The organism is Metabacillus mangrovi (assembly GCF_009711125.1).
Lineage (GTDB): Bacteria > Bacillota > Bacilli > Bacillales > Bacillaceae > Metabacillus_B > Metabacillus_B mangrovi.
In genome coordinates this window covers 37,120-62,679 of sequence record NZ_WMIB01000004.1, presented here as the reverse complement: position 1 = coordinate 62,679, position 25,560 = coordinate 37,120, and the positions used below count along the sequence as shown (strand labels likewise).

Sequence of the window (25,560 nt, the reverse complement as noted above, 5' to 3'; positions counted from 1 at the left end):
TTTATCCGGATCCTTCACTTTCCTTTCCTTTACGCGGCCACAACGTGTAGCTGAAGCTGTATAAAAAGTCTGCAGCAAGAATGATGCTCCACAGCCGGATGGTATTGATAAGTTCCTCTGTCCGGGAAGCGTCACCTGTCAGAACAATCATTCCCAGCAGCAAAGCACAGCCGATCACATAGGCCGCAAAGTGGCGGTACCAGCCTCTTCTCTCCCTGCTCGCATGTTCTTTCCCGAGCTTGGCGGGTTTTTCCGGTGCAGGCCCGCCGGCATACCGATGAGCGAAGCGGACATCTGCCCACTGGATCATCTTGTGGCCAAAAGCAATAGTAGCACCAATGTAAATGGCTGCAATGCCATGAGTAACATCCGCTTCTTTTCCGGACTGCAAATCAAGAACAGCTGCAGTGAGTAAAATAAGATCAATAATCGGTGTACACAGGAGGAGTACAGCCCCTGTTTTCTTTAAACGGAAAACATACCTTGCAGAAAGTCCTGCCAGCACAAAAATCCAAAAGCCAATTTCACATGCAACAATCAGCCAGCCAATCATCGAGATCCCCCTTATTTAACACAGGTGTGTTAAAAACAAAATAACACAGCTGTATTAAAAAAGCAATATATGGTAAACTACTGCTATGCCTAAATTTGTAGATCACCATCAGCAAAAGGAGCTTATCGCTCATGCAGCTTTCACCATCGCTGCCAGGGAAGGGATGGAAAAAGTCTCGGTACGGAAAGTTGCAGAGGAAGCCGGCCTTTCTCCTGGTTCAATGAGACATTATTTTTCTTCCCAATCCGATTTATACCGGTTCACAATGGAATACACGGCAAAAAGAATCCAGAAAAGAGCGGAACAGGCAGCGTTGACTGGAGACTTGTCTGAAGATATCCAGGTCTACATCAGAGAGTGTCTGCCGCTCACGCAGGAAAAAAGGACCGAAACGGAGGTATGGCTAAGCTTCACGATTAAAGCATTGACAGATCCGGAGCTTGAAGAGCTAAGCCGGCAAATGTACAGCGAGCTTCAGCAAGGTTTAAGACGGATCATCCATGCGCTTGTCCAGTATGGTCCCGCAAAGCCCGGCTTGGATGAAGAACTGGAAACATTCAGGTTTCATGCTCTCATCGATGGCCTGGCCCTTCATGGAATGATCCATCCGGAGGATTGTACATTTGAGAGAATGGACAGATTGATCCGTGCTCATATAAAATCCTTATGCATATAAGGTTGACAGAAAAAGGATAAAGTGAATATACTAGAATCAACTTACAAACGGAAGGAATGAATTTGGGCCGATGAAGCATTGATCTTATTTTCTAGTGTTTCTTTCATAAAAGGAACCGAAAGAGAGTAGGATTCGTGCGCCCATTTTTCATTCAGAAGCTGCCGGACTTCTTTTATTTGGCATCGGCTTTTTTTGAATATGGCTTGCAATCCCTCTCGAGGTTCCCGGGAGGGTTTTTTGTTCTTTAGCTTTGTAAAGCATGGTGTTAATTTTTCACACTTATTGATTGGAGCGGAAGGCATGAGGCTCTGAGATTAGAGCAGCGGGACAGGTGAGACCCCGCAGTCGCGAAGCGGGCAAGAGGCTCACCGCCTGCTAGCCGCAATCAACAGTCAAGTTTAACAAAGCCTATTCTTAAAAACAGGGATGTGCGTTGTATGCAGCTGATGAAAATAAGAAACTTGAAAAAAAGCTTTGGAGAGCATGAATTGCTAAAAGGCATCGATTTGGACTTGTTCGCTGGAGACAGGATTGGCTTAACGGGCCATAACGGTACAGGTAAAACCACATTGGCCAAGATAGTAGCGGGGAAGATGAAAAGGGACGAAGGATCGGCGGATACGTTTGGCAGGAAAGTAAAGATCGGGTATCTTCAGCAATCTGCGGATTACACGGAAAAAACGCTGAAAAGACAGTATACATCTGGTGAATGGCTGAAACTGGCCAAACTGCTGGGCATCAGCCATCTGGATGAAAATAGAAACCTTGCCGAAATGAGCGGCGGGGAAAGATTGAAACTGGCTCTGGCAAACGTGCTGCTGGAGAAGCCGGACTTACTGATCCTGGATGAGCCGACAAACCATATGGATCTTCATGGGGTCGAATGGCTTACCGAGAAGCTTAAGGAATTCGACGGAACGGCCATCATCATCTCACATGACCGCTACTTCCTGGACGTAACCGCAACACGAATGGAAGAACTGGCCGATGGGAAGCTGATTTCTTATTCCGGCAATTACACAGCCTACAGAGAAGAAAAAAAGAGAAGGTTTGAGCAGCAGGAGAAGGAATTTGAAAAGCAGCAGCGGTATAAAAAGCGTATTGAAGGACAGATGGAAAAACTGAAAAACTGGTCAGAGAAAGCACACCGGGAGTCAACGAAAAATAAAGATTCAGCCGGCAAACTGCCGATGGGGTATAAAGAACATCATCGGGTTAAGGCGAAGAAGATGGATATTCAGGTCCGTTCCAAAATGAACAGGCTGAATGCAGAGCTTGAGAAAAATAAAGTGGAAAAGCCGAAAGAAGAAGCTCATGTTTACTTTCAATTTGATGCAGCTTCGAAGAGAGGAAAACGGATCCTGGAGGGAGCCGATGCCTGTAAAGCCTTCGGATCAAGAGTTCTGTTTGAGAAGAGCAGCTTTTATTTAAAGTATGGAGAAAAAGCAGCGCTAATGGGGCCGAACGGCAGCGGCAAGACCACGTTCTTAAGGATCCTTCTCGGCAGCGACACGTTAACCTCTGGAACAGTATGGATCAGTGAGACACTCAAAATCGGCTATTTGAGCCAGGAGGCTGAAGACCTGGATGAGAGCCTGACTCCCATTGAAGCGCTGGGTCTGAGCGACAACAGAATGAGAGGGAGAGCGATGGAGATCAGTGCCCAGCTTGGCATGGCTTCGTCGATGGAGAAAAAAATCGGTTTCTTGAGCCTCGGACAAAGAACAAGGGTAAAGCTGATTGGACTTCTTTTGCAAGAACTGGACATCCTCATCCTTGATGAGCCGACCAATCATCTGGATCTTCCTGCGCGTGAGCAGCTTGAAGAGACGCTCAGCCAATTTGCCGGTACGCTGCTGATCGTCTCGCATGACCGCTACTTTCTTCATCAGCTGGCGGATTGCCTCCTCGTGATCGGGGAGGATCAAGTCATCCGGCGATATGGAATGACTCTGAAAGAATATGAGAGCCCCGGAACAGGAACGGATAACAGGAAGGAAGAGCTGCTGATTGTAGAAACAAAGCTTTCAGAAGTACTGGGAAAGCTCAGCCTTCATACTCCTTTAGATCGTGAATACACGGAGCTCGACTTGCTTTTCAAGCAGCTGTTGAGAAGGAAGAAGGAGCTTTCAGGCAAGCTTTAAAATCCGCATTAATGAGTATGTACGGGCAGTTGGAGAGATTCCGGCTGCTCTTTTATTTTTCTGTCAATCAAATACCGTGAACGTCCCCACAACGATTCTTCCATGAATCAAGGCCTTACGATCAAACGCTGTTCATCCTCTTTGCCGGCAGATGGAAGGTGGTCGAATGTTACTGCCATTCCGCCGAGAATGATGCCTGCTAGTGCCAGGCTGATAAAAAACCTTCTTCCTAAATCCCTCATTTGCATCCTCCATGTTCATTAACTTGTGCAGCACGGCAGCTGCTGTTCATCAAAAATCCTCATCAAATATAAAGCGGGGACAAGCTGTTTGAAAAGAGGAAACTCCCCTTTTTTCTAAAAATAGGAAAAACGGCCTGCGCGCTGCTGCCGGCCGGGGGAGGGAATCGATTAATTGCGCGGTGTCTGTTCAGAACGGATCGGGATACGATACAATAAGAACGAGTATGGAAAGGGGAGAATAGGATGGAGCCGAAGTGGCTGACGTGGGCGAAGGAAATCCAATCTCTTGCACAGGCAGGACTTGCCTATTCGAAGGATCAGTTTGATATTGAGCGGTTTGAACGGCTCAGAAATTTAAGCGGGGAAATCGTATCTGAGTATACCGGCGAGCCGCAGGAAAAATTGAAAGAGCTGTTCGCCAATGAAACGGGGTACCAGACACCGAAAACAGATGCAAGGGCCGTTATTTTCAAGGATAATAAAATTTTGCTCGTACGGGAGATGCTCGATGGAAAATGGTCGATCCCTGGAGGATGGGCAGATATTGGACTGACGGCGTCAGAAAATGCGGTAAAGGAAGCATATGAAGAATCAGGGCTCGTTGTCCGGGCAAAACGGCTGATTGCCGTCATGGATAAAAAGTGCCATCCCCATCCGCCCGGACCGTACCATATCTATAAGCTATTCTTCTTATGCGAACAGACTGGCGGGGAGCTCAAAACCGGTCCGGAAACACTGGATTGCGGCTATTTTGCTCTGGATGAACTGCCAGAGCTTTCTTCCGGCAGGATTACAGAAAGCCAGATTAAGATTTTGTTTGAGTACTGCTGGGATGAGGATAAAGAGGTTTATTTTGATTAATAGAGACTGACAATCGTCTTTCCGTTGTGTATAATATGTCGTGTACTCTAAAATTCCATATTGATAAGGTGTAGGTGCTGATAGTTTATCAGCTTAAAAGGGAAGCCGGTTAAATTCCGGCGCGGTCCCGCCACTGTAAATGGGAGCAGCTGCTTGAATCCACTGTGCAGATTTTTTGCATGGGAAGGAAGCGGTATGTGCTGATCATGAGCCAGGAGACCTGCCGTACACCTCGTCACCGTATACCTACGAGGATAGGATGGTGTTACCGTTGACACGAAAGTCTGTTCATGGCTTGTGCAGTCTACATAACTTATACCGTCATCTCCCTCTTCCGGGGAGGTGTTTTTTGTTTCTCTGAAAGCTTTTATTTATTCGTATTAAAAAAATCAATCTATTAGACAGGGGATCAGGAAAATGAAAAAGTACGGCTCGATTATCACCTCACTCTTGCTTTCAGCAGGTTTGCTTGCCGGATGCGGCTCCAATCAGGCAGCGCCTGAACAGAAAAAGGAAGGGCAGAAGCAAACAGAAGAAAATGCTGAGTTCCCGGTTAAAGTGAAGGATGCAGCGGACACAGAAGTAACGATTGAAAAAGAACCTCAAAAGATCATCTCGCTTATCCCGAGCAACACCGAAATCCTCTTTGCGATGGACCTGGCTGACCGGGTGGCAGGTGTGACAGATAACGATAATTACCCGGAAGAAGCGATGAAAAAAGAAAAAGTCGGCGGGATGGACTTTAATGTTGAGAAAATCATTGGTCTCCAGCCTGATCTTGTTCTCGCTCACGAATCAGGTGCCCATAACTCTGCAGAGGGACTGAAACAGCTGCGCGATGCAGGGATTGATGTTGTAGTGGTAAATGAGGCTCAAAGCTTCGACGAGGTCTATGAATCCATGGAAATGATCGGAGAATCCACCGGTGAAACGGATAAAGCGGAAGAACTGATCAGCGATATGAAAAACGGTCTGGCGGAAGTGGAAAAAAAAGCTTCTGAAATAACGGAGGATGAAAGAAAAACTGTATTTGTCGAAGTTTCTCCTTCTCCTGAAATTTATACAGCCGGAAAAGATACTTTCATGAATGAAATCCTCGAGAAGGTCGGAGCTGAGAACGCCGCGGCCGCTCAAGCGGGCTGGCTCAAAATGTCTGAGGAGGAAATCGTAAAGCTGAATCCCGATGCGATCGTAACGACATACGGCTATTACAGCCCTGAGCCCGTTAAACAGGTGACAGGCCGGGAAGGCTGGGAGAGCGTAACAGCTGTAAAAGAAAAAGCAGTTTATGACGTGCACTCGGATAAGCTGACAAGACCGGGACCGCGTCTGATCGAAGGAGTAGAGGAGCTTGCAAACGCAATTTATCCGGACGTCTTTGCAAAATAATCGTGTCTTTCAGTATACATTGGCGGTCGTGTTTTTCGCGGTCGCTTTTTTAGCTGCTGTATCTATAGGCTCAGTGGCTCTTACCCCGGGAGAAATCGTGAGTGTCCTGTTCGGAGGCAGTGCTTCCTCAGCGGCAAATGAAAGCATCCTGACTGCCATCCGCTTCCCGAGGGTGATACTAGCTGCCTTGGTCGGTGCCTCTCTGGGCCTTGCCGGAGCTGCCTTTCAGGGTCTGCTTCGAAACCCGCTCGCCGATCCGTATACACTGGGCGTTTCTTCCGGCGCCTCTCTGGGGGCGGTAACGGTCATTTATTTCGGCATCCAGATTTTTGGGGTCTACACATTGCCGGTTATCAGTATCGCAGCTGGTTTTGCAACGATGCTCGGAGTGCTTGGTTTTGCTTATCTCGCTCAGAGGAAGACATCGATGGAAACGATGATCTTAGCAGGTATTATTTTTAACTCGTTCCTCGGTTCTTTTATTTCCCTTGTGATTGCTTTGAGCGGGGAGGAGCTGCGCCAGGTCATGAACTGGCTGCTCGGCAGCGTTTCGATGAGAGGCTGGCCATACGTGAAAATGATTCTTCCCTTTACTTGTGCCGGCGCCGTTCTTCTATTGATTCACAGCCGCGAGCTGAATGCTTTTGCTTTTGGTGAGGATAGGGCCCGCCATATTGGCGTCCATGTAAAACAAAAGCAGATCTTGATTGTGGTGGCCGCTTCCATGCTGACAGGTTCAGCGGTTGCTGTTTCCGGAGCTGTCGGCTTCGTCGGGCTCGTCATCCCGCACATGGTCAGGCTGCTGTGCGGAAGCGATCACCGTCACCTGCTGCCGCTTTCCATGATTACGGGTGCAGCGTTTCTGATACTTGCCGATTTGCTTGCCAGGATGATTATTTCACCGGCAGAGCTGCCCATCGGCATCATTACAGCCATTGCAGGCGCACCGGTGTTTGCCTTTATTTTGGCATCCCGTAAAAGAAGAGTGTAAAGGAGGAGATCCGGTGATCCGCATTCATGGTCTTTCCGGAGGCTACAACGGAAAAGAAATCGTAAAGGATGTACAATTTTCGGTCAGAGAAGGGGAGTTTTTCGGGATCCTCGGGCCGAATGGGAGCGGGAAAACGACGCTGATGAAAATGCTGTCCGGTGTCCTGCCGTCAACAGGCGGTGAGATCCTCATAAAGGGCAAGCCGGTCACTGCCTACAGCAGGAAAGAGCTTGCCAAACGAATGGCTGTACTCCCCCAGCTTTCAGCATCGGCTTTTGATATGACGGTAAGGGAGGCCGTCAGCATAGGGAGGTATTCCCATCAGACGGCATGGTTTCCTTCCTGGTCAGAGGAAGATGAACAGGCTGTCACGCTTGCGATGCAGGATACGGGAGTCGAACCGTATGCAGAGCGTCAGGTTCAGAGCTTGAGCGGGGGCGAGCAGCAGCGGGTTTTCCTGGCCCAGGCGCTGGCGCAGAATCCCGATATTCTTTTATTGGACGAACCGACCAACCACCTGGATATTGCCTTTCAGCAAAGCCTCTTGTCCAGATTGAAATCGTGGACGAAGGACCGGGGCCTGACGATCGTATCCATCTTCCACGATTTAAATATGGCGAGCCTTTACTGTGACCGGGTACTGCTCATGAACAACGGCAGGATCTCTGAGAGCGGCACGCCGTATGAAGCTCTTCAGGAGCCTGTGCTGAAACAGGTGTACAGTGCGGATATTAAGCGCCATTACCATCCTTCTCATCAAAGCCCGCAGGTGATCCTCAATTCTCCGCCGGGACTTGAAAATACCATACTCATTTCAGAGAACATGCTCTCCTGTGAAAGCACACATATTTTACTGCAGTCGCCGGTTCCTCTCAAAACGCTTTCGTCCGCCGTTGTTCATGCAGGGTTTGGCTGGTACACGACCTTTGTAAACCGGCATGTCGATTTGAATTATCACAGTGAGGATGTACAGATGGATCTTGTCCGCTACATTCAGGCACAGGGGCTGGATCCGAATGAAACGGTCGGGATGATGACAGCGGTAAAACTTGCAGATGTTGCGGTTAAAACGTCTTATCATGAGGGCTTTTCCATCCTGACCGTTGTCACTGCGGGTACTGGAAATGCCGCGGATGCCTCTGCAGGGGCGGACCGGCTTTCCGGATCTCCCGGAACGATCAACACATGGATCTTTGTGAACGGCCGCCTATCAGATGAAGCCTTCATCCAGGCGGTCATCACTGCTTCGGAATCAAAAACACGAGCTCTTGCTGACCGGGGGATCACAGACCCTTACACCCATACTCCTGCGACAGGTACAACGACAGACAGCATTTTGATCGCTGCGGCCCAGCAGGGGAAATCCCTCCAATATGCTGGACCGGCTGCCGAGCTCGGACAGGCGATTGGAAAAAGTGTGTATGACTGCACACTGCAGTCTTTAGACCGCTACTTGGAGAGAAAACGGAATGATTAATCATTTGCTTGCACTTTCGATTGCATTGCTTATAGACCGTGTGGCAGGTGATCCGCCTTCCATGCCTCATCCTGTCCGCTGGTTCGGCAGAGCGGTATCCTATTTCGAAAACAACTGGAATAAAGGACAAGCCCGCAAGGCGAAAGGGATGGCAATGGTTCTTATTTTGTCCGCTTCAGTCCTGGCCGGAACCTGCCTGCTTACCTTTTTCTTTTACGGTCTTCATCCGGCAGCGGGTGTTTTGTTTGAAGCAATCGTCATTTTTACAGCGATTGCCCAGCGCAGCCTTAAAGAGGCAGCCCAGGAGGTGGAAGCACCGCTCGCTGCGGGTGACCTGGAACAAGCAAGGCTGAAGCTTTCTTACATAGTAGGCAGAGATACGGAACATCTTCAGGAAGCTGAACTTGTAAGAGGAACGGTTGAGACGGTTGCTGAAAATACGAGCGATGGAGTCACCGCCCCGCTCTTTTGGGCGGCAGCGGGAGGAGCGCCTCTAGCCCTCCTGTATCGTCTGGTCAATACGCTCGATTCCATGGTAGGATACCGGAATGAGCGTTTTAAGGATTTTGGCTGGGCTTCGGCAAAGCTGGATGATCTCGTAAACTGGATTCCCGCCAGGATCACGGCATTTGCTATGCTGCTGTCGCATAACCGGCTGGACTTATGGAGAAAAACCGCCGCAGATGCTGCAAAGCATCCGAGTCCAAACAGCGGCTGGGGAGAAGCAGCGTCTGCCTATCTGCTTGGAATCCAGCTGGGCGGAATCAATACGTACAAGGGCGCTGTATCAGACCGGGCCCGGATGGGTGTGCCTTCGCATTCTTTAAAAAGAAAACATATTTCAGAAGTGATTTCAGTAATGGACCGTACCGTCCTTGCTTTTCTTGCTTTGCTATGGCTGGGAGGGATCTTGATTGAAGCTGCCATCACATGGCTCTAATCCATCACATGTTTACCGGAACCTGAATCTGCAGGTGCCGGCTGCGCTGACAGACTTCAGCGTCAATATCAACCCGCTCGGTCCGCCGGCATTTATCCGTGAAAACTGGGAGAACTATTTTCAATATATCGAGGATTATCCGGATCCCCATGCCAGGGAGCTGATCCATTCGATTTCCCTAAAGGAGCAGCTGCCTGAAGAGATGATCCTTGCAGGGAACGGGGCGGCACAACTGATCTTTTTGCTTGGCGAGATGCTTCGCGGAGAAGAGGTGCTGATTGTAGAGCCTGCTTTTTCGGAATACAAAGAGGCACTTCGGGCGTTTGGTGCTGCAATCTCTTCCTTAGTGCTTGATGAAAGGACCGGCTGGGATCTCGATGACCGCATCTTTCCTGCTATGCGCGGGAAAAAAGCCGTTTTTCTCTGTTCACCAAACAATCCCACAGGGAAAATGTACAGCCGGGATATGATGCTGCAGGTTATAAACGCAGCAGCTGAAGCGGGCACGTTCATCATTTGTGATGAAGCTTTTCTTGATTTCGCGGAACATGCCCCATCTTTTGCCCCATACATAACCCGCTATCCGAATATAATCGTCCTTAAATCGGTGACGAAAATGTATTCCCTTGCCGGGCTCAGGCTCGGGTATGTTTTGGCTGCTCCTCCTATAGCAGCAAAGCTCTTGGCCAAGCAGCCTCATTGGAGTGTCAACGCACTGGCTCAGGTGATCGGTGCTTCTTGTATGGAGGACAGCACGCATGCAAGTAAGACGAGGAACTATGTATCTGAAGAGAGAATAAGGGTGACTTCAGAACTGCGGAAGACAGGCTTTACCGTTTATCCAAGCAGTGTGAACTTCTATTTGATCGATGCACCTCAAAAAGAAGGGCTTTACCGTTTTCTGCTTAAAAAAGGAATCGTGGCAAGACACACGGAAAATTTTAATGGTCTGGACGGAGATTACTTGCGATTTTCAGTAAAGACCGAGGAAGAGAATGACCTTCTTGTCCATGCATTAAAGGAGTGGAAAACATGCTGATCTTTGTCACTGGCGGTGTCAGAAGCGGAAAAACCGCTTTCGCTGAAAAGCTCGCTGCGGAATGGGCAGGTGAGGTTGGCTGCCTGCATTATGTTGCGGCAGGCCGTCCCTCTGATGAAGAAATGAAGCACCGGATCGAAAGACACCGTGAGGCCCGCAGCCATTCTGCTCTTGAATGGACAACCCATGAACAGCCGCGGGACCTTCAGGAGATTGCAGACCGTTTTACGAAAGAAGACGTCGTTGTCCTGGACTGTGTAACGACATGGCTGAACAATGAGATGTTTTCGAGCAGGCCAAAGCCGGATCTTACCGTCCATATGATGCATGGAATGAAAGCATTGGAACGAAGATGCAAAGTACTTATAGCCGTATCAAATGAACTGTTTTTTGATGCGTTTTCCTATTCGGGTCCAGTATATGAATATATGAAAATCCTTGGAAGACTGCATGTAGAGACCGTATCTTTGGCGGACAGTGCCTATTTGGTGGAGAGCGGGATTCCAGTTTTGAAAAAGGGGGGGCTGCTATGAAGGGTGTCATGATCCAGGGAACTTCATCTGATGCGGGGAAAAGCTTCCTTGTCACAGCACTTTGCAGGATTTTAGCTCAAAGAGGCCTGAATGCCGCCCCCTTTAAATCCCAGAACATGTCCAATAACTCATATGTTACGAAGGATGGTTTAGAGATAGGGCGTGCCCAGGGAGTCCAGGCTGAGGCTGCGGGACAGGAAGCCACCGTCTACATGAACCCGATCCTTTTAAAGCCATCAAGTGAAATGCATTCAGAGGTTGTGCTTTTTGGAAAAAGGGATCGGGTGCTTTCCGGAATAAATTATCGGAAGGAATATTATGAAACAGCGCTGACATCGATCCGTATCTCTCTGGAGGAGCTTCAGAAGCGGCACGATTACCTAATAGCAGAAGGAGCAGGTTCACCTGCTGAAATAAATTTGAATGACCGTGAAGTTGTCAATATGAAAGTGGCTGAGATGGCGGACCTTCCTGTCATCTTAACTGCTGATATCGAACGCGGCGGGATTTTTGCCAGCATTATTGGCACACTTGCCCTCCTTGAACCTGCACATAGAAGCAGGGTTAAAGGGCTGATCGTAAATAAATTCAGGGGAGATCCTGCTTTATTTGAGAGCGGGAAGGACTGGCTTGAAAAGAATACCGGTTTGCCTGTGCTGGGGATCATCCCGTATTTGCCAGGCCATATGATTGAGGGCGAGGACTCGCTCTCGATTGAATCCCTGTTTCCCGTGCGAAATGAATACGAAATCGAAGTGGCGGTCATCAGGCTCCCTTTTATATCCAATTATACGGATTTTGAGCCTTTTTTGTTTGAAGAGGATGTCCGTCTCCGTTTTGTATCTGAAACAGCTTCATTCGGAAACCCGGATGCTGTCATTATTCCCGGTACGAAGAGCACTTTAGCTGACTTGACGTTTTTGACAGAGAGCGGGCTTTCTGGCGAAATCCAAAAGTATGCTTCCGGCGGCAATCGCCTATTGGGGATTTGCGGAGGTTATCAGATGCTTGGTGAAACGATGACCGATCCGTTTGGAACAGATTCCGGTCAGCCTGGAGCAGCAGCAAAAGGACTTGGACTTCTGCCTGGAAGGACCACCTTTGGGGAGAACAAACAAACTGTACGCCGGAAAGGCTTTGTTGCGGAAGATGGAATTCCAGTGGAGGGATATGAGATCCGCATGGGGGAAACGGGCTGCCAGGGTGCGGCTCCTTTTCTGCAATATGCAGAACCCGGCGGTGATCCCGGAGCCGTTTCAGGCTCTGTGACGGGTACGTACCTGCATCATTTGTTTTACAATGATGGCTTCAGGACTTCCTGGCTCAACGAGCTCCGCGAACGCAAAGGACTGCGGCCTAAGCCTTGTGTCAATTTAAAGCAACTTAAGGATACCCGGTACAGCCGGGTCGCGGATCATGCAGAGCAGCATCTGGATATGAAAAAGATCATGGACATAATCGAAGGAGGCGGCTCATGATGATGGCAAGACTGGAGGGTTTTCTGATCGCCATGCAGTTTTTTACGGCGATTCCGGTCAGGAGGCCGATGGAACTGGATCAGAAGCGTATAGCTTATGCTGTTCAAAGTCTCCCTGCAGCAGGGCTGATCATCGGGGGTCTGCTGTCTGTTGTGCTGTGGCTCATCCAGTCGTTTACTCCTCTCTCTGTCCTCGCAGCCGCTTTTGCCATTTGGCTTGGGAGCATCCTTCTGACCGGAGGGCTCCATCTTGATGGCTGGATGGATGCGAGCGACGCCTGCTTTTCCTACCGGGACAAAGAAAAAAGGCTTGAGATCATGAGTGATCCGCGCACAGGGGCATTCGGCGTGCTGTCCGTCCTCGTCCTGCTGTCTGCACGGTTTTTATTCATATACGAAGTGGTGTCCGGACTTCGCTTTACGGACTACTTTTTAATCGCCATGATCCCTTTCGTTTCCAGAATAGGGATGGGGCTCCTGCTTGTCCGGGTACCGGCAGTTAAAAAAGAAGGACTCGCTTATTTTTTCCAGAAAGATCTGACCGGCAAAACCGTGGCAGGCACCTATATTCTGTTTTTCTTGATCGTCTCGGGAGTGATGGCAGCTTCAGAACCGGCTCTGGCCGTGTATTTCTGGACGTTCACTGGTGTCCAGCTCCTGTTTTCAGCTGCCGCAGAACGAAAAATCCGGAAAGAGTTCGGCGGGATCACCGGTGACCTGCTCGGTGCTTCTGCTGAAGGAGGAGAGACCGTATTATGGATGACATTGTGGCTGTTGCATTACTTCGTCATGGCCTGACTGAAAAAAACAGCCGCAGAGCCTATATCGGCTGGACTGACGACCCACTGTCAGAAGAAGGGAGAAAGGCTCTCAGCGGAATTGAACACTTCTCTCCTGAGCTTGTGATTACATCGGGGATGAAAAGAACAGATCAGACCGCAGACCTGCTCTTCCCCGGGGCAGCAAGACATTCCATCAGCTCCTTTAAAGAAATTCATTTCGGCGAATGGGAAGGAAGAACCTTTGATGAATTGAAGGCGGAGCCGGCATATAGAGAATGGGTAGACAACATGGATCAGCACGCACCTCCCGGCGGAGAAAGCCTGTCTGTTTTTAAAGAACGGGTGATGGCGGGATGGGCCGAAGCCAGAAAAGAAATCGGTGCGCGGAAAACATCCGCAGTCATCGCACATGGCGGGACGATCCGGCACCTCATGACGCAGCTGACGGAGGACCGGCGGGGATTCTGGGATTGGCCGTGTCTACCGGGTGAAGGGTATATCCTTTACTGGACAAAAGAAGCTTTTAGGAGGGGAGAACGATGCATTTCGTATCAGGCGGAGCCTGCAATGGAAAATCGGCGTGGGTAAAACAGCAAAGCTTTTGGAGAGAAGATGCACTTTGGGTTAGTGCGTACCGGAAAGACCAGCTGCCTCAGGACTTTAAACCGCTGACGGTGATCGAGGGCCTTGAGGAGTATATCCGGCTTGATTCGTTAGAGCACGGGGAAGACGCGGTGCGGATCTGGAGCCGGAGAATGGAAGAATGGATCAGCCGGGAACAGGAACGCAGATGCAGGCTTGTCCTGATTGGCACGGACATTACGAAAGGAATCGTGCCGGTCCAAGCGGAAGACAGGCTGTGGAGGGATACGGCCGGCTGGGTTTATCAGGAAATCGTCAGGAAGGCGGCAGAGGCTGATCTGATCTGGTATGGATTAGCCACTCCGTTAAAAAGGGGTGCAGGAAATTGAGAGATTACCAGAAAATCGAATTATCACCTGAGGAATGGCTCATAGCTGCCGCTGATAATGCCGGCGGAATAGGGGAAAAGCCGCATGACCTTATAAAGGTTCCGATAAGCATAACTGCTTCGTACACACTCAGAACAGCTTTGATGGAATGTATGTCTTCCGGTGCACGGCCCTTTTCGGTCATCCTTCATAATTTAACAGATGAACTTTCATGGGACCCGATTGTTTCAGCCTGCACGAGTCTTTTAAAAGAAGCCGGACTTGAAGAAGTTACCATCACAGGCAGTACAGAGAGCAACATGCAGCTTCTTCAAAGTGCAATCGGCATCGCAGTACTTGGAAGAGTGCAGAAAAGAAGCATACGGGAGGACCGGACACCGGCAGATGCGTCATATGCCGTGATCGGGGACCCGCTTGTAGGAGCCGAAGTGCTGGGAAGGCCCGAAAGAATGGTCTCTTTATCTCTGTTTCTGCAACTGCTGGAGCTAAAAGGGATCTATGAAATTGTGCCCGCGGGTTCACGGGGAATTGCACATGAATTACATACAATGAACCGGAATGCCGGAATTGCAGATTGCACAGTGGATATCACAAAATCAGCCGGCCCGGCATCATGCCTGCTGATTTCATACGACAAGGCAGCAGAAACAGAGCTGCGGAAGATTTCAGAAAGCCTGTTTCATCCTGTGACGTTCACAGAATGATCAGGCTTTCTTTAGATTTTTAAGCATTTTCAAAAGCTTTTGGTTTTCTTCTGATACTTTATAGCCCAAGTCGGCAGTCGTGAACTTTTTTAGTTTTTTTGAAGGGGTTTTCTTCTTTTTCGGTTCCATAAACCAATCGCTCCCTTACAATCCATCCTGATATATTTATATGTTGAGAGGGGAGAAAAATATCTGGATTCATGCCTATTTCCCTTCAGCTTGCTGATACTGAATCTATACGTTTATGCAAACGTTCTCTTAATCTTGAAAATTTGAAAAATAATGATTGTTTTTTAAAAAATTATCGTTTAGTATGTAAGGGGAGTTAACCGGTTAACCAGGAGGTAATATGAAGAGAAAAGTGACCATAAAAGATGTTGCCAGGCATGCCGGTGTTTCCAGCGCTTCTGTTTCCTATGTGCTGAATGGAAAAAATAAAGTTTCCGCCAGTACGAAAGAAAAGATTAAGAGAGCCATTGATGAGCTGCAGTACATGCCTGATCTTACGGCTATCAGTCTATCGAAGAAACAGTCAAAGCTGATCGGCCTGCTTAAAATCCTGAGCCACGACTCCACCTTGCCTGTTTTCCAGAATAATTTGTATTACAATGAGTTTATCAGCGGAGTGGAAAGTGTAGCAAGGGGCCATGGCTACGACATCCTGCTCGCAGGCATCAGCAGTGCTGATGAGTGCAGCCAGTGGGTGCAGCGCAGGAACCTTGACGGATTAATCGTCATGAATGCTTCAGGGCCTGTAGCGGAAGAACTCGCCAAGGATATCGCCATTCCTATGGTACTGGTTGACGGATACGATATCCAGGCAGAAAGCTGCCACAAACTGAACATCGATGATGAAAGAGGCGGCTATCTGGCCACGAATCATCTTTTGTCATTAGGTCATACCGTCATCGCCATGGCCGTGGGAGCTGCAGCAGACAGCCCTGTAGATGAGCAGAGGATAAAGGGGTACAAAAAGGCGCTGAGCGAGTATGGGGTCCCTTTTAAAGCCGGGCTTATTTTTGAAAGCGGTGACAGCACCCTTGAATCGTCGCTGCACACGGGCAGAATGATTTTGGAAAGCGGCGAGCCGGTTACGGCTATCTTCGCCACATCCGATGCCCTGTGCCTCGGGATCATGAGGGTCTTCGCATCTGCTGGAAGGAGAGTCCCTGAAGATTTATCCATCACCGGATTTGATGACCTGAATGTCAGCCAGTACCTGACTCCGAGCTTAACAACGATCAGCCAGGATATTTTAAAAAAAGGAACCAAAACAGCGGAAATGATTTTCTCGGCACTGTTCGGGTGCGGGAAGGAAATTCAAGCAGAAGTCCTGCCGGTTGAACTCGCTGTGAGAGAGTCAACTGCAGAATACGTAAACGGTTAACATAAAATGAATTTACATAAGGATGGTGCAGAAATGAACGTAACTGTATGGAATGAAAACCGGCACGAACAGAAAAATCCTGTTGTGAGAGACATTTATCCAAAGGGAATACACGGAGCGATAGCGGGCTTTATTGAGGAAGCAGGACACCGTGTTCAGACAGCGACTCTGGACCAGCCTGAACATGGTCTCACAGACGATGTTTTGAATGATACAGATGTCATGATCTGGTGGGGGCACCTGGCTCATGAAGAAGTAGACGATGCAATCGTTGAAAAGGTGAAAAACAGGGTATTAGACGGAATGGGTCTTCTTGTTCTGCACTCCGGACATTTTTCCAAAATCTTTAAATCCCTGATGGGCACCGGCTGTGATTTAAAATGGCGCGAAGCAGATGAGAAGGAACGGCTGTGGGTGATTGAACCAAGCCACCCGATCACGGAAGGAATCGGAGAGTACATCGAACTTGAAAAAGAAGAAATGTACGGGGAACATTTTGATATCCCGGCACCGGATGAACTTATTTTCATGAGCTGGTTCGAAGGCGGGGAAGTTTTCCGCAGCGGCTGTACCTACAAAAGAGGCAGCGGAAAAGTGTTCTATTTCCGTCCGGGGCACGAAACGTACCCGACTTACCATAATGAAGATATTCAGACAGTCATCAAAAATGCAGTCAAATGGGCAGCGCCGGCTAAACGGGAAAAGCCTGTTTACGGCAATGCACAGCCGCTTGAAACCATTTCACCAAAATAATGAGGAACCGCTTATAAGGAGGAACGATTATGACAACAAAAATCAGAATGGGTGTCGTGGGCTGCGGAAGCATTGCCAGACACCGCCATCTTCTTGAATACGCATCAGATGAGGCAGTGGAAATTACAGCGGTATGCGATATTGTCGAGGAACGGGTAAACGAGACGGCTTCTCTATACGGAGCAGCTGCCTATACGAACTATGAAGATCTGATCGCAAGCGGAAAGGTATACGCGGTCAGCGTCTGTACACCAAATTATCTGCATGCACCGGTTTCCATCGCTGCACTGAAGGCTGGTCTGCATGTGCTGTGCGAAAAGCCGATGGCCACATCCAGAGAAGATGCAGAAGCGATGATCGCAGCAGCAAAAGAGTCCGGGAAAAAACTGATGATCGCGCACAATCAGCGCTTTACTTCTGCACACCAAAAAGCCCGAAAGATTATCGCTTCAGGAGAGATGGGCAAAATCTACAGCTTCCGTACGGCATTCGGCCATCCTGGTCCTGAGGCATGGAGCATCGATGGAAAAGACAGCTGGTTTTTCCGTAAAGAAGAAGCATTCATCGGAGCCATGGGCGACTTGGGTGTCCATAAGACCGATTTAATGCGTTTCCTTTTAGGAGAAGAGTTCACCGAAGTCGGAGCTTTTGTAGAGACGAGTGCTAAGACTTTTGGAGATGTGGATGACAACGCCGTCTGTATCCTTAAAACAGCTTCCGGAATCCTTGGAACGCTGACTGCAAGCTGGTCTTATACAGGCAAAGAGGATAACTCCACCATCATTTACTGTGAGAACGGGATTATCCGCCTTGAGGATGATCCCCAATACAGCCTGATCATCCAATACTCCAATAAGGAGACTGCTAAATTTGAGCTGGGCCAGATCCAATCAAACGAGGAAGGCGGACAGGTTTCCTCAGGAGTGATGAAGTATTTCATCAACTGCATCCAAGAAGATCAAGAGCCGCTTGTAACAGGTGAAGAGGGGATGAAGTCGCTGGAAGTCATTCTTGCTGCACTTGAATCCGGCAAGACTAAAAAAATTGTTGCCATTAACCAAGGCGTTACAGCATGAAAAAGCTGAAAATCGGCATCATCGGTGCAGGAGGGATCGCAACCGGGAGACACATCCCCTCTTTCCGCCACTTTTCAGATCAGGCAGAAATAACGGCTGTCAGCGACATTAACGTTCACCGGGCCGAAGACGTAGCAAAAGAATTTGGGATTCCGCAGTTTTTCGGGGATTATACCGAAATGCTTCCCGAAGTCGATGCTGTAGTCGTTTGCACACCGAACAAATACCATGCCGAAATCTCGACTAACGCGCTTGAAGCAGGCGTCCATGTACTTTGTGAGAAGCCCATGGCGCTGTCTGCTGAAGAATGCAGGGGCATGATTGAAACGGCACGTGCTAATGAACGAAAGCTTGCCATTGCGTATCATTACCGATATATGAAAGAATCCCAGGCTGCCAAAAAGGTCATGATCACGGAAGAAATCGGCACTCCCCTCGTCGTCCGGATCAAGGCGCTCCGCCGCCGGAAAGTCCCGGGCTGGGGCGTCTTTACAAATAAAGAGCTGCAGGGAGGCGGGAGCCTTATTGACTACGGCTGCCACCTTCTCGACCTTGCGCTCTGGCTGATCGGCAACCCGGAAATCAAGGATGTGACCGGGAGCACGTATAACGCGCTGAGCAAAATCCCGAATCAGGTCAATCTCTGGGGCCATTACGATCACCAGAAATTCAACGTGGACGACCATGTAACAGCTTATATCCGTTTTAAAAACGGGACGTCTCTCCTGTTTGAAACGTCGTGGGCGACGAATATCCGTGATGATGAAGAGCATCTCAGCATATCCGGTGTAAACGGGGGAATCAGTGTATTTCCGATGGAGCTGTATACGACAAAGTACAACATGCTTTTCAACAGCCAGCCGGCCTGGATTCCGGGTGAAGAAGATCCCGGCATTCTTCAGGCGAAAAATTTCATCGCTGCCTGTTTTAATGAAGAAGAACTGATCGTCAAGCCTGAAGAAGCGATGCAGGTGTCCGAAGTCATCGATGCCATATACGAAAGCAGCAGGATCACCGTTCAAGAATAATGAACTAAAGGAGATGGAGACATGAAACTGGGAGTGTTCACTGTTTTGTTTTCCGATTTGGAATTTGAGCAAATGCTTGATACCGTAAAAGCAGCAGGACTTCATGCAGTTGAGATCGGGACAGGATGCTATCCGGGCAACGCCCACTGTAACCTTGACGAGCTGCTGGAGAACGAAGAGGCAAGGGCTCAATACAAAGAAAAGGTGGAAAGCCGCGGCCTGATCATCAGTGCTTTCAGCTGCCACGGAAATCCGATCTCACCTGACCGTGCATTTGCGGCAGAATCCGATGAAACCCTTAGAAAAACCATCAAGCTTGCTTCCTTAATGGATGTTCCGGTCGTGAACACGTTCTCCGGGACAGCCGGTGATTCAGAAGATGCAAAATATCCTAACTGGCCTGTTACTCCTTGGCCGAACGAATATGGAGACGTCCTTACCTGGCAATGGGAGAACAAGCTAGTTCCTTATTGGAAGGAAGTCGGCAAGCTTGCTGAAGAGCACAACGTGAAAATCGGCCTTGAGCTTCATGGAGGTTTTCTCGTCCACACACCATACACGCTGTTAAAACTGCGTGAAAAAACATGCCCGGCGATCGGTGCAAACCTTGACCCGAGTCACCTGTGGTGGCAGGGAATCGATCCGGTTGCCGCCATTAAGATCCTGGCAAAGGAAAACGCCATTCACCATTTTCATGCAAAAGACACCCACATTGATCCAGAGAACGTCAACATGTACGGTCTGACAGATATGCAGCCGTACGGCGAGGTGAAATCCCGTGCATGGTCCTTCCGCTCCGTTGGATGCGGCCACAGCAACGACGAATGGGGCCGGATGATCAGCACCCTAATCACATACGGCTATGACTATGTCGTGAGCATTGAACACGAAGACCCGATCATGAGCATCCAGGAAGGTTTCAAACGCGCTGTCACCAACCTGCAATCTGTACTAATCGAAGAAAAGCCTGCTGAAATGTGGTGGGTATAAAGCGGAAGCCGGTCCTGATAGGGCCGGTTTTTCTTATGGGGGATGGCAGGGAGGTGCTGCTGCGCCAGGGTGAGCATCAATAGGAGAATAGGGAAGGGGGTCAGTCCCGCACTGCTTTAACGCATCGGGGGACAGAGGCTTGGCGCTCTCAGCCGTTGGGGGATAAAGGATTAGAGCGATGGTGCCGGAGCTTTAGTACTGCAGTGAACTGCGGGACAGACCCGGTGCCAGTCCCCTGCTGCTTTAACGCACCAGGGGACAGAGGCTACCCTTTGCAATCCCTTGTGCTGCAAGGGAATGCAGAAAGAGTGCCGGAGCTTTAGTACTTTATCTGAGTGAGGGACACTGACCCCGCGGAATCCCGCAAGCCTGCTGTAATGTGGCGGCAAATTAAAAACTGTATCATCCCGCTGTTTTTGTTCCGGCATTTGCTTTTTTGCTTTCGAGCCAGCTAACTGAAACAGCTGCTAAAAGCTTGTTTTAGAACTGAATATGACTGTAACCACTTATAAGAGCAACGATTGAAATTAATACCATGCCAATCAATGAAACCCATAAAAAAATATAAAGAGGATGATCTACCCGGAAAAATTCTGACCATGATAATCGGGATTTATTTTGGCGGCGATATCGGTTCGATTCAAAAACCAAATAGAAATTCACTAAAACTGAACACACCAAGATTATGAAATAAACAGCAGTGAAATTCATGTTTATCCCCCTAAGTCCCCTGTGAAATCAATATAACTAAACCCTTCAGCCTTTCAATCCCTTGTGCTGAAAGGGATTGAAGAGCTTTATCAGAGTGAGCGGCTGACCCCGCCGGCTCATACTATCCCCCCATCAGCCCCGGGTTGCTCATCTCCCGCCGCCGCCCCTTTTTCCATCTGCATCCGCCATTCTAAAATGCTGACGAGGTTAATGATATGATGCGTGTCAATTTCTAGGACTGGGTTTTCCTTGGCGGAAACGACAAGCAGGCAGGAGTAGATGCCATAGATTGGAATGGCAGCGACGGCGTGCTCCTCAAAGGTTTGAACCCGTGCCTGCTTTAGTTGTTCAACGGTCTCCTGCTTATCCGGAATGTTTAAATTAAAGATGGTTTCAAGCTTATTCATGGCATGTAAAATGCTGCTGCTGAACCGGTAATCATCCTCTCCTTCGAGCGGATAGAGCCGGACGTGAAAATCAAACTGGTCGGTATAGGCACCCGTGTATTGCAGGATGCACCGTTTGTACGCTTCAAAATCCTGATAGGAACAATCTTTTGGTGCGAGGTCTTCCTCCTCCTGTATAATTAGCGAAAAAGCGGTTGATTTCTTTCTCATATATTCGATGGTCCGTTCATTCTGCTGGATGGTTTGTTCGATCCATTCACTGTGCTTGAATTCGGCGGTGCCGATTTTAAGGAGATTCGGTGTCTGGAAAATGGTCAGGTCTGTAAAGACAGCTGCTGCTGTAAGCTGGAGGATGACAGGCCAGTCTTTACTCGACAGGAGGTCCAGGGAAAAGCAGACGGCAAGGAAGAGCAGGAACCCTAAGTACAGGCTTTTTCTCAGGGCCGGAAGGATGGAGGCGTAGGCTGTCCTGTTAAGGATAAACAGCAGGATTGCAGCGCTTGAGTAAATCACAATTATGAGAAGCAGCCATTGAATATACATGGTATTCCCCCTTCCATACTATTTGTATTGGACAGGACAGAAAAAAATGTTAAAGACAGGGTGGATTGGAGTATGCATTTTATTGAGCGCCATGAACAGATTCTTCTGCTTTTGCAGAAGGAAAAGATGATCAAGGTAACAGAATTGAGCCAAAGCTTTGCTGTGACGGAAAAAACAATCAGGCAGGATTTGATTATGCTTGAGAAACAGGGGCTGCTGAAGCGTATATACGGCGGGGCGGTCCTGCCGAAGCAAACGGAGATGCTTCCGGTAGACAAAAGGCAGGCAAGCTTTATTTTTGAAAAAAAAGAAGCGGCTCAGGCTGCGGCTGCGCGGATAGAAGAGAATGATACGGTGTTTCTGGACGGGGGGAGCACGATGCTCGAGCTTGCCAAACTGCTGCATGGCAAAAAGCTCACAGTGGTTACCAATGATCTTAATATCGCACATTCTTTGCTGGGAGCTGAACAGATTCAGCTGATTGTGCCGGGCGGAGCGGTTATTCCTGCTTCTGCAGCACTGTATGGCCCGATCGCGCAAGAAGCGCTCAAGGGAATCCGTGTCAAAAAACTGTTCCTGGGAACGACAGCGGCAGATCCTGTGAACGGGTTAACAGTGTTTAGCCATTTACAGGCAGCTTATAAAAAATCAATTATGAAACTGGCAGAGCAGGTCATCTTGGTAACAGACCACACTAAATTCGGACAGACTGCTCTTTTTCGGTATGCAAGCCTTGAGGATGCAGATGAGATCATTACGGATTCCGGACTCTCTGATTCATGGCGGAACAAGCTTGAAGACCACCGTCTGCCTATGATTTATGGAAGTATGGGAGAATGAGTCTTATATCTCAAAAACTTCCAAAAAATGCTGTCTCTTAGACTGCAAATGTGCTAAACTAAACCAAACGAACATAAAAATACACATGCGAACCTGAATGGGAAGTGGAGGGCTGCTTTTGTCACGATTTTCTTTAAAGGGTAAAACAGCATTGGTAACGGGTGCGAGCAGAGGTCTGGGGAGGGCGATGGCGATCGGGCTCGCCGAAGCAGGTGCAGACATCATCGGAGCCGGGATCAGCGACATGACGGAAGTTAAAGCGGAAGCAGAAAAAGCGGGCAGCACGTTTTACGGCATCCGGGCCGATCTGTCCGACCGGGTTCAGCGGTCCGGTGTCATCCAGCGGGCGTTGGAGGAAAAGGGGAAAATCGATATTCTCGTCAACAACTCCGGCATCATCCGCCGGGCTCCTGCCGCCGAATACTCGATGGAGGATTGGCGGGCTGTCCTGGAATTAAATACAGACGCCGTCTTTCAGCTTTCTACAGAAGCGGGAAGGCATATGCTGGAGCGCGGGTCGGGAAAAATCATCAATATTGCATCCATGCTCTCTTTTCAGGGAGGACTGCGGGTGCCGGCCTATACAGCGAGCAAGCACGCCATCGCAGGTTTGACGAAAGCGCTCTCTAATGAATGGGCCGGTAAAGGAATATGTGTGAATGCGATCGCACCCGGTTATATGGAAACGGATAATACGGAGGCGCTGAGGATGGATGAAGAGCGGAATGCATTCATCCAGTCAAGGATCCCTGCAGGCAGATGGGGCCTTCCTGAGGATTTGAAAGGGCCGGTTGTTTTTCTGTCATCTGACGCTTCCAATTATGTAAGCGGTCACATTTTGGCGGTCGACGGCGGCTGGCTGAATTTTTAAACGAAGGGATTGGAGCTAAATGGAGACGAGGCATTGTGCAAGCCGTAATGAGACAAAACGGTTTACAACAGAGGAATTAAGAAGTGCTTATCTGATCGAGTCACTTTTTGAAGCAGACCGTTTGACCCTTACGTATACCCATGAGGACCGGATGCTGATTGGAGGGGCGGTACCTGTGAAAGAGCCTGTCATCCTTGCAGAGCCGGACATAAAGACCGGCTATTTTCTGGAAAGACGCGAGGCGGGAATCATCAATATAGGCGGTCCTGGAACGATCGAAGCAGATGGAGAAGCCTTTCATCTTCAATCGAAGGACTGCCTCTATCTTGGCATGGGGAAAAAAGAAGTGGTTTTGAAAAGCGAGAATCCTCAGCACCCTGCCCGGTATTATATTTTATCAACGCTCGCCCATAAAGAGTTCCCGGCTGTGAAAATTGGGATCGATGAAGCCGCACCCGTTCATCTGGGGGAAGAGAAAAACTCGAACAAGCGGACCATTTATAAATACATCCATGCAGGAGGGGCTCAAAGCTCACAGCTGATGATGGGGATGACTCTTCTTGCACCCAACTGCATGTGGAACACGATGCCGGCCCATATTCATGACCGGCGGTCCGAGGTGTATCTGTATTTTGATATGGATGTAGATACGAGAGTCTTTCATTTTATGGGAGAACCATCTGAAACAAGGCATCTGATTGTTAGCAATGAACAGGCAGTGATTTCCCCAAGCTGGTCGATTCATTCGGGAATCGGCACTAGCAATTACACTTTTATCTGGGCGATGGCGGGGGAGAATTACACGTTTGACGATATGGAGCATGTCGGGATGAAGGATTTACGTTAAGGAGGGACAATGGTGGGTGTACTCAATGAAGGAGTCCGGAATGACCGGTACAGAAAAGCTGCAGCCGATCTTGGTTTTGTTGATGAAGCGATCGCGCATGCATTGCAGAAAATAAGCGGGAGCCTCGAGGAATTTACTTCTGTTTTTCCAGATGATACTACGAGAGAAAACAGGTACTATCCAAGAATCCCAGAGAAGCCAGGCCGGGAGCGGGGAGGCAACTTCGGATGGACGACAAGCTTCTGGACCGGTATGATCTGGCTTGCCTATGAACTGACAGGAGAGGATAAGTACCGGGAGGCAGGAGAAGTCCACATTGACAGCTTTTACAGACGGATTCAGGAAAAAATAGACTGCGAGCATCATGATCTTGGATTTCTTTATACTCTTTCCTGTGTCAGCGGGTACCGTCTGACCGGCAATGAAACAGCCAGAAAAGCGGCCCTGATGGCGGCGGACCATTTGATGACCCGCTACTTTGAGAAAGCAGGCATCATCCAGGCATGGGGTGATTTGAACGATCCGAATCAAAGAGGACGCATCATCATCGATTGCCTGATGAATCTTCCGCTTTTGTATTGGGCTTCTGAAGTTACGGGTGAGGATAAGTATCAGCAGGCTGCTGAGCAGCACGCGAAAAATGCGTTCAAGTGGATTGTCCGTGAAGATGCCTCTACCTTTCATACGTATTACTTTGATACGGAAACAGGAGAAGCAAAGTTCGGAAAAACACATCAGGGGTACCGGGATGACTCCTGTTGGGCGAGAGGGCAGGCATGGGGGATCTACGGTTTCCCGCTCAGTTATAAATACACGGGAAACACCGAGTTTACAGAGCTTGCAGAGAAACTTGCCCATTATTTCCTGAACAGGACCCCTGAGGATGGAGTCGTATACTGGGATCTCGCCTTTACAGACGGAAGCGGGGAAGAAAAAGACAGTTCGTCCAGTGCGATCACGGCCTGCGGCCTGCATGAACTGGCAAAGTATACAGAGGATCCGGAATGGAAGGAGTACTATAGCAGAGCTGCCATTGCAATGCTTAAGGATCTGTACACAGGCTACTCTACTAAAGATTGCCCGGATTCCAACGCTCTCCTCCTTCATGGTGTTTATGCAAAGCCCGAAAAACTTGGCGTAGATGAAGCAAATTTATGGGGAGATTATTATTACCTGGAAGGACTTGTGCGCCTGAAGAAAAACTGGAATCTGTACTGGTAAAAAGGGCTGTCTGCTGAAGCAGGCAGCTGCTGGTCCGGGCTTCGCTTTTAGCAGTGACTGCCTTGAAAGCGAAGCCTCAGAAGATAAAAAAATAGGTTCGGCTCATT

General features: G+C 49.0%; 27 protein-coding genes and 1 riboswitch. Of the genes, 23 read left to right on the top strand and 4 right to left on the bottom strand.

Going from position 1 to position 25,560, the window contains the following annotated elements; translation table 11 throughout:
• Position 1 precedes the first annotated feature (1 nt).
• On the bottom strand, positions 2–553 hold the full coding sequence (locus GKZ89_RS06525) for a 2TM domain-containing protein (RefSeq protein WP_155111598.1): 552 nt from the start codon (positions 551–553) through the stop codon (positions 2–4).
• Positions 554–638: 85 nt separating this feature from the next.
• Here GKZ89_RS06525 and GKZ89_RS06520 point away from each other — a divergent pair, with 85 nt between their 5' ends.
• Positions 639–1,229 carry a TetR/AcrR family transcriptional regulator gene (locus tag GKZ89_RS06520; protein WP_155111597.1) on the top strand — a complete coding sequence of 197 codons (591 nt, stop codon included), beginning with the start codon at positions 639–641 and terminating at the stop codon, positions 1,227–1,229.
• A 437-nt stretch (positions 1,230–1,666) separates the two neighbouring features.
• Positions 1,667–3,373, top strand: a complete 1,707-nt coding sequence (gene abc-f / locus GKZ89_RS06515; protein WP_155111596.1) for a ribosomal protection-like ABC-F family protein — start codon at positions 1,667–1,669, stop codon at positions 3,371–3,373.
• Between the two features lie 107 nt (positions 3,374–3,480).
• Here the strand turns inward: abc-f and GKZ89_RS21170 are convergent, their stop codons facing one another.
• A complete protein-coding gene (locus GKZ89_RS21170) occupies positions 3,481–3,615 on the bottom strand; it encodes a protein YkpC (protein WP_241680152.1) in 135 nt (44 codons plus the stop codon).
• 243 nt (positions 3,616–3,858) lie between these two features.
• On the opposite strand from GKZ89_RS21170, the gene GKZ89_RS06510 reads away from it, so the two are divergent.
• From GKZ89_RS06510 to GKZ89_RS06455, 12 genes are all read left to right on the top strand, one after another.
• Positions 3,859–4,476: an NUDIX hydrolase gene (locus GKZ89_RS06510; RefSeq protein ID WP_155111595.1), complete on the top strand. Its 618-nt coding sequence runs from the start codon at positions 3,859–3,861 to the stop codon at positions 4,474–4,476.
• Between the two features lie 55 nt (positions 4,477–4,531).
• Positions 4,532–4,719, top strand: a riboswitch (cobalamin riboswitch).
• A 174-nt stretch (positions 4,720–4,893) separates the two neighbouring features.
• Positions 4,894–5,865, top strand: coding sequence for an ABC transporter substrate-binding protein (locus GKZ89_RS06505; RefSeq protein ID WP_155111594.1), 972 nt, complete (start codon positions 4,894–4,896; stop codon positions 5,863–5,865).
• Positions 5,828–6,856 (top strand): FecCD family ABC transporter permease, encoded by a 1,029-nt coding sequence (locus GKZ89_RS06500; protein WP_155111593.1) that lies wholly within the window; start codon positions 5,828–5,830, stop codon positions 6,854–6,856. The genes GKZ89_RS06505 and GKZ89_RS06500 overlap by 38 nt, the downstream gene beginning before the upstream one ends.
• A gap of 13 nt (positions 6,857–6,869) precedes the next feature.
• Entirely contained in the window at positions 6,870–8,333 is a 1,464-nt protein-coding gene (locus GKZ89_RS06495) for an adenosylcobinamide amidohydrolase (protein ID WP_162356546.1), read from the top strand.
• Positions 8,326–9,273, top strand: a complete 948-nt coding sequence (gene cbiB, locus GKZ89_RS06490; protein WP_155111591.1) for an adenosylcobinamide-phosphate synthase CbiB — start codon at positions 8,326–8,328, stop codon at positions 9,271–9,273. The genes GKZ89_RS06495 and cbiB overlap by 8 nt, the downstream gene beginning before the upstream one ends.
• Complete coding sequence (cobD, locus tag GKZ89_RS06485; protein ID WP_155111590.1) at positions 9,248–10,312, top strand: threonine-phosphate decarboxylase CobD; 1,065 nt, start codon at positions 9,248–9,250, stop codon at positions 10,310–10,312. The genes cbiB and cobD overlap by 26 nt, the downstream gene beginning before the upstream one ends.
• Positions 10,306–10,845, top strand: a complete 540-nt coding sequence (locus GKZ89_RS06480) for a bifunctional adenosylcobinamide kinase/adenosylcobinamide-phosphate guanylyltransferase (protein ID WP_155111589.1) — start codon at positions 10,306–10,308, stop codon at positions 10,843–10,845. The genes cobD and GKZ89_RS06480 overlap by 7 nt, the downstream gene beginning before the upstream one ends.
• Positions 10,842–12,323 (top strand): cobyric acid synthase, encoded by a 1,482-nt coding sequence (locus tag GKZ89_RS06475; RefSeq protein WP_155111588.1) that lies wholly within the window; start codon positions 10,842–10,844, stop codon positions 12,321–12,323. Before GKZ89_RS06480 ends, GKZ89_RS06475 begins: the two co-directional genes overlap by 4 nt.
• Positions 12,320–13,120 carry an adenosylcobinamide-GDP ribazoletransferase gene (gene cobS, locus GKZ89_RS06470; protein WP_241680151.1) on the top strand — a complete coding sequence of 267 codons (801 nt, stop codon included), beginning with the start codon at positions 12,320–12,322 and terminating at the stop codon, positions 13,118–13,120. The genes GKZ89_RS06475 and cobS overlap by 4 nt, the downstream gene beginning before the upstream one ends.
• Positions 13,078–13,692, top strand: a complete 615-nt coding sequence (locus GKZ89_RS06465) for a histidine phosphatase family protein (RefSeq protein WP_155111587.1) — start codon at positions 13,078–13,080, stop codon at positions 13,690–13,692. The genes cobS and GKZ89_RS06465 overlap by 43 nt, the downstream gene beginning before the upstream one ends.
• On the top strand, positions 13,644–14,075 hold the full coding sequence (locus GKZ89_RS06460) for a bifunctional adenosylcobinamide kinase/adenosylcobinamide-phosphate guanylyltransferase (RefSeq protein WP_155111586.1): 432 nt from the start codon (positions 13,644–13,646) through the stop codon (positions 14,073–14,075). Before GKZ89_RS06465 ends, GKZ89_RS06460 begins: the two co-directional genes overlap by 49 nt.
• Complete coding sequence (locus GKZ89_RS06455) at positions 14,072–14,779, top strand: hypothetical protein (protein ID WP_155111585.1); 708 nt, start codon at positions 14,072–14,074, stop codon at positions 14,777–14,779. The genes GKZ89_RS06460 and GKZ89_RS06455 overlap by 4 nt, the downstream gene beginning before the upstream one ends.
• On the opposite strand, the gene GKZ89_RS21380 is transcribed toward GKZ89_RS06455, so the two are convergent.
• The gene (locus tag GKZ89_RS21380) at positions 14,780–14,908 is read right to left on the bottom strand and encodes a hypothetical protein (RefSeq protein ID WP_277753202.1); all 129 of its coding nucleotides are present in this window, start codon (positions 14,906–14,908) and stop codon (positions 14,780–14,782) included.
• A 220-nt stretch (positions 14,909–15,128) separates the two neighbouring features.
• On the opposite strand from GKZ89_RS21380, the gene GKZ89_RS06450 reads away from it, so the two are divergent.
• From GKZ89_RS06450 to GKZ89_RS06430, 5 genes are read left to right on the top strand one after another with little or no spacing between them, the layout of a single operon-like run.
• The gene (locus GKZ89_RS06450) at positions 15,129–16,166 is read left to right on the top strand and encodes a LacI family DNA-binding transcriptional regulator (protein ID WP_155111584.1); all 1,038 of its coding nucleotides are present in this window, start codon (positions 15,129–15,131) and stop codon (positions 16,164–16,166) included.
• 33 nt (positions 16,167–16,199) lie between these two features.
• Positions 16,200–16,919 carry a ThuA domain-containing protein gene (locus GKZ89_RS06445; RefSeq protein WP_155111583.1) on the top strand — a complete coding sequence of 240 codons (720 nt, stop codon included), beginning with the start codon at positions 16,200–16,202 and terminating at the stop codon, positions 16,917–16,919.
• Between the two features lie 29 nt (positions 16,920–16,948).
• Positions 16,949–17,995: a Gfo/Idh/MocA family protein gene (locus GKZ89_RS06440; protein WP_155111582.1), complete on the top strand. Its 1,047-nt coding sequence runs from the start codon at positions 16,949–16,951 to the stop codon at positions 17,993–17,995.
• Complete coding sequence (locus tag GKZ89_RS06435; RefSeq protein ID WP_155111581.1) at positions 17,992–19,023, top strand: Gfo/Idh/MocA family protein; 1,032 nt, start codon at positions 17,992–17,994, stop codon at positions 19,021–19,023. Before GKZ89_RS06440 ends, GKZ89_RS06435 begins: the two co-directional genes overlap by 4 nt.
• Before the next feature lie 21 nt (positions 19,024–19,044).
• Positions 19,045–20,013, top strand: coding sequence for a sugar phosphate isomerase/epimerase family protein (locus GKZ89_RS06430; protein ID WP_155111580.1), 969 nt, complete (start codon positions 19,045–19,047; stop codon positions 20,011–20,013).
• An 827-nt stretch (positions 20,014–20,840) separates the two neighbouring features.
• Here GKZ89_RS06430 and GKZ89_RS06425 read toward each other — a convergent pair.
• Entirely contained in the window at positions 20,841–21,674 is an 834-nt protein-coding gene (locus GKZ89_RS06425; protein ID WP_155111579.1) for a type II toxin-antitoxin system SpoIISA family toxin, read from the bottom strand.
• Positions 21,675–21,746: 72 nt separating this feature from the next.
• Here GKZ89_RS06425 and GKZ89_RS06420 point away from each other — a divergent pair, with 72 nt between their 5' ends.
• The 4 genes from GKZ89_RS06420 (at position 21,747) to GKZ89_RS06405 (ending at position 25,453) form a co-directional block, all read left to right on the top strand.
• Entirely contained in the window at positions 21,747–22,514 is a 768-nt protein-coding gene (locus GKZ89_RS06420) for a DeoR/GlpR family DNA-binding transcription regulator (RefSeq protein ID WP_155111578.1), read from the top strand.
• Positions 22,515–22,632: 118 nt separating this feature from the next.
• Positions 22,633–23,385, top strand: a complete 753-nt coding sequence (gene kduD / locus GKZ89_RS06415) for a 2-dehydro-3-deoxy-D-gluconate 5-dehydrogenase KduD (RefSeq protein WP_277753201.1) — start codon at positions 22,633–22,635, stop codon at positions 23,383–23,385.
• Between the two features lie 19 nt (positions 23,386–23,404).
• Positions 23,405–24,232 carry a 5-dehydro-4-deoxy-D-glucuronate isomerase gene (kduI, locus tag GKZ89_RS06410; RefSeq protein WP_155111576.1) on the top strand — a complete coding sequence of 276 codons (828 nt, stop codon included), beginning with the start codon at positions 23,405–23,407 and terminating at the stop codon, positions 24,230–24,232.
• Positions 24,233–24,241: 9 nt separating this feature from the next.
• The gene (locus tag GKZ89_RS06405) at positions 24,242–25,453 is read left to right on the top strand and encodes a glycoside hydrolase family 88 protein (protein WP_155111575.1); all 1,212 of its coding nucleotides are present in this window, start codon (positions 24,242–24,244) and stop codon (positions 25,451–25,453) included.
• Positions 25,454–25,560 lie beyond the last annotated feature (107 nt).